General features: G+C 30.4%; 3 protein-coding genes. All 3 read left to right on the forward strand.

All coding sequences use genetic code 11. The annotated features are described in order from the left end of the window. Positions 1 to 204 precede the first annotated feature (204 nt). The 3 genes from QZZ48_RS14500 (at position 205) to QZZ48_RS14510 (ending at position 3959) form a co-directional block, all read left to right on the forward strand. Positions 205 to 1233 carry an NAD(P)-binding domain-containing protein gene (locus tag QZZ48_RS14500; protein WP_294966973.1) on the forward strand — a complete coding sequence of 343 codons (1029 nt, stop codon included), beginning with the start codon at positions 205 to 207 and terminating at the stop codon, positions 1231 to 1233. Next, positions 1230 to 2711 carry an AAA family ATPase gene (locus tag QZZ48_RS14505; RefSeq protein ID WP_294966974.1) on the forward strand — a complete coding sequence of 494 codons (1482 nt, stop codon included), beginning with the start codon at positions 1230 to 1232 and terminating at the stop codon, positions 2709 to 2711. The genes QZZ48_RS14500 and QZZ48_RS14505 overlap by 4 nt, the downstream gene beginning before the upstream one ends. 111 nt (positions 2712 to 2822) lie before the next feature. Next, positions 2823 to 3959, forward strand: a complete 1137-nt coding sequence (locus QZZ48_RS14510; RefSeq protein ID WP_294966975.1) for an iron-containing alcohol dehydrogenase — start codon at positions 2823 to 2825, stop codon at positions 3957 to 3959. Positions 3960 to 4132: the final 173 nt, after the last annotated feature.

Genomic DNA, 4132 nt, shown 5'->3' on the forward strand with positions numbered 1-4132 from the left:
ATACAAAACTCCGTATGAAGTGTTTTTCAGTGAAATGAGTAAAAGATTAGCTAGCTAATTTAGGTGGAAATTGCACTTGTTGTTGGAATTGGCGATAGTATATCATTTTTTGTTAGCTTAAAAATATATTTGTAGGAACTGTCATGTAATTTATATAAATTACTATTTTAAAAAAAAATTATAAAAAAAACAATAAGGATATAAATGACAACAATTTACGATATTGCTATTATTGGTGGAGGGCCTGGGGGAATCGGAACAGCGATCGAAGCTGCTGTGCACGGTGTGAAAAATATTTTATTAATTGACAAAGCAGACAATCATTCAAATACTATTAGAAAATTTTACAAAGCCAATAAAAGAGTTGATAAAGATTGGAAGGGAAGTATAGTAAATATTGAGGGAAATATTCCTTTTATTGATGGAACTAAAGAAACAACTTTAGATTTTTTCGATCAACTTCTAGATGAAAAAAAAATAGATACAGCATTTAATACAGAAGTTGAAAAAGTAGTAAAAGATGAAGATAAAAATTTATTTTTAATAACTACAGCAAAGAGAAGTTTTAAAGCTAAAAGTGTTGTTGTAACAATAGGTAAGATGGGAAAACCAAATAAACCTTCTTATAAAATACCACCATCTATTAAAGAGTATGTAAACTATAACTTAGATAAATGTAGCAAAGGTGAGAAAATTCTAGTGGTTGGTGGTGGCAACTCTGCATCTGAGTATGCTTATGAACTTGCAGATGAAGGAAATACGGTAACTCTAGTCTATAGAAAAGCTGATTTCACTAGACTAAATCCAGAGAATGAAGATATAATTAAAGCATATAATGGACAAGAAAAACTTCGACTTAAAATGAATACCGATATTATAAGTTTAGAAAATGAACAAGGTAAAGCAAAAGTGAATTTCACAGATGGGTACCACACTATTTATGATCGTATTATTTATGCAATAGGGGGCACTAGTCCTATTGATTTTCTTAAAAAATGTGAGATAGAAGTAGATGAGGATGGCAAGCCTATACATGATGAACATTACAGAACAAATGTAACCTGCATGTATGTTGCAGGAGATATAGCATTTAATACTGGTGGTTCAATTGCTGCAGCACTTAATCATGGGTATCACATCGTTAACTCTTATATGCGAAGAAATGGTAAGATATATGCTCATACAGATAAAGTAGAAGAATTTTTTATTACGAACCCTCAATTTAAAATATGAATAATATAACAAAACAAACTGCAAATTCGAATATTAAAGTAACATCAAATGAGTTAACTCCGCACCAAAAAGAAGTTTTTGACAATGTAACTTCATTAATAGAAGCAAGAGTAAAAAATATTTTAAAAACCGAAAATATTAATGACTATATGTTATCTTTAACAGGAGCTGCAGGTACAGGTAAAACTTATCTTACGGCACAAATAGCAAAATACTTTAGAGAAAAAGAAGATACTGGTTTTAGTTTTACAATAACTGCACCAACACATAAAGCAGTTAGTGTAATATCTGAAATGCTAAGACAGAATAAAATACAAGCAAGTTGCAAAACAATTCACTATTTTTTAGGAATTAAGCCCTTTCGAGATTTTGACAAAGGTATAGAAACTTTCAAAGTAGATAAAACAAAAAAAACTCACGATAGTACATCCATACTTATTGTAGATGAAAGTTCTATGATAGGCTCAGAATTATTTGGCTATATACAAGAGGCGATAGAAGAACAAAGAGTAAATTTTGTATTTTTTATAGGTGATCCGTTTCAACTCTTACCTGTAGACAATAGTGAAAATCAAATATATAAATTAAATAACCAATTCAAATTATTAGAAGTAGTAAGACAAGCAAAAGATAGTTACATCATAAAAATAGCAACAGAGCTAAGAAAAAGAATACAAACTAAAGATTTTATTCATCTAAGACAATTTTTCAGTGAACATTATCAAGAAGAGTTGACATTTTTCAACAATCATAAAGATTTTATAGAAGACTTTCATAAAAACAAAGAATGGTACAAAGAGAATAAGATAATCGCTACATATAAAAATAAAGATGTGGATTCTTTTAATCAATTACTTAGAACAAAATTTTGGGAACAAAATGGTGTATTTAATCCACCTACATTTTTACAAGGTGATACTATACGATTTAGAGAAGCATATGGAATAAATGATATTTCACTATACTATAATGGCCAAATAGTCGAACTTCAAAGTGCTATTTCACTCTACCACGAAACTTTAAACATTAACTACTGGGAGTGTAGGGATTTAGGTTCTTTAGATCAACAAGTTTTTAGAGTTTTAGAACCGACAAGTATAAATGTTTTTAACGATAAACTAAAATCCATAGTCACAATGGCAAAAAAATCTCAACATCCTAATAAGAAAGCACTTTGGAAAACATTTTATGCAGTAAGAGATATGTTTGCAGACGTACAGTATATACATTCTTCTACTATTCATAAGCTTCAAGGAAGTACTCACGATGTAGCTTATATTGACTTATTCTCCTTATCTGACAACAGATACATGAGTGATGAAGAAAAATACAGATTAACCTATGTCTCTATTACTAGAGCAAGTCAAGATATTAAAATTTTTATGCCAGCATTTGAAATAGGTAAGAAAAAAACATTAGTAAATGTAGCAAGTGAACTACATGATATTGATGAAATATTAAAAAGATTAGATTTATAAAATAGTTAATATATTTATTTAGAGAAACTGACATTACATTTGTACAAATTGTTATTCTCTAAAAAATCAAATATTAATATAATTTCCTCAACAAAACAAAAGGAACATTATATGGAATTTTCATATCACAATCCAACGGCTATTGAATTTGGTCAAGGAAAAATCGCGGCAATATCTAGCTTAATTGCAATAGATAAAAAAGTACTACTAGTTTATGGTGGTGGTTCAATCAAGAAAAATGGTGCTTATGAGCAAACTGTTAAGGCACTGCAAAATCATACATTTTTTGAATTTTCAGGTGTTGAGCCAAATCCAAGTATTGAGACTATGAACAAAGCATTAGAAATTGTTAAAAAAGAAGGTATTGACTTTATTTTAGCTGTTGGTGGTGGTTCAGTAATTGATGGTTGTAAATATTTAGCAGCTGCTGCACTTTATGATGGTGATGCATGGGATTTCTTAGATGGCAAAGCTGAAGTACAAGCTGCTTTACCTTTAGGTGTTGTATTAACATTAGCAGCAACAGGAAGTGAATCAAATAACCTTACAGTTGTATCTAAAAAAGAAACTGGTGAGAAAAGATTATATTTTTCTAATCACTCTTACCCACAATTTGCAATTCTAGATTCTAGTTTTATGTCAACACTTAGTGACAGACAATTAGCAAACGGTTTAGTTGACGCTTTTGTACATACTTCAGAGCAGTACTTAACAAATGTAAATACTACTTTAGTTAATGACGGTTATGCTGAGACTTTATACAGAGGTTTAACAAAACTAGCTGCTAAATGGGACGAAAGAAGTACTCCTTTATGGCAAGAAAACTTAATGCATATTGCTAATCAAGCACTAAACTTCCAAATTGGAGCAGGTGTTGTTCAAGATTGGTCTACTCACCTTATTGGACATGAATTAACAGCATTTTATGGTTTAGATCATGCAAGAAGTCTAGCTGTAGTACAACCACATCTTTTAAGAATAATGATGGAAGAAAAAGGTGAAAAAATTGCTCAAATGGGTAAAAATGTATTTGGTATTGAAAATGACAATGAAGCTGTAATTGCTAAAATTGAATCAATTTACCAAAGTGTTGGAATTACAACTAAATTAAGTGATTGTAAAATTGATGACAAAGTTATCGCTAACGTTCATTCTGCTTTCACATCTCACGGATACACTGCTATCGGTGAAAACGGAACTATCACACTTGACACAGTTGCTCAAATACTAACTGATTCTATGAAATAAAGAACAAGAGGCTAATCCTCTTGCCTCTTTATCCCTCATTTATTTACCTCTTATAAGCAACTCAGTAAAATACCTAAAATCGCCAATTCCAACAACAAGTGCAATTTCCACCTAAATTAGCTAGCTAATCTTTTACTCATTTCACTGAAAAACACTTCATACGGAGTTTTGTA

The sequence above is a fragment of the Sulfurimonas sp. genome (assembly GCF_016744025.1).
Classification (GTDB): domain Bacteria; phylum Campylobacterota; class Campylobacteria; order Campylobacterales; family Sulfurimonadaceae; genus Sulfurimonas.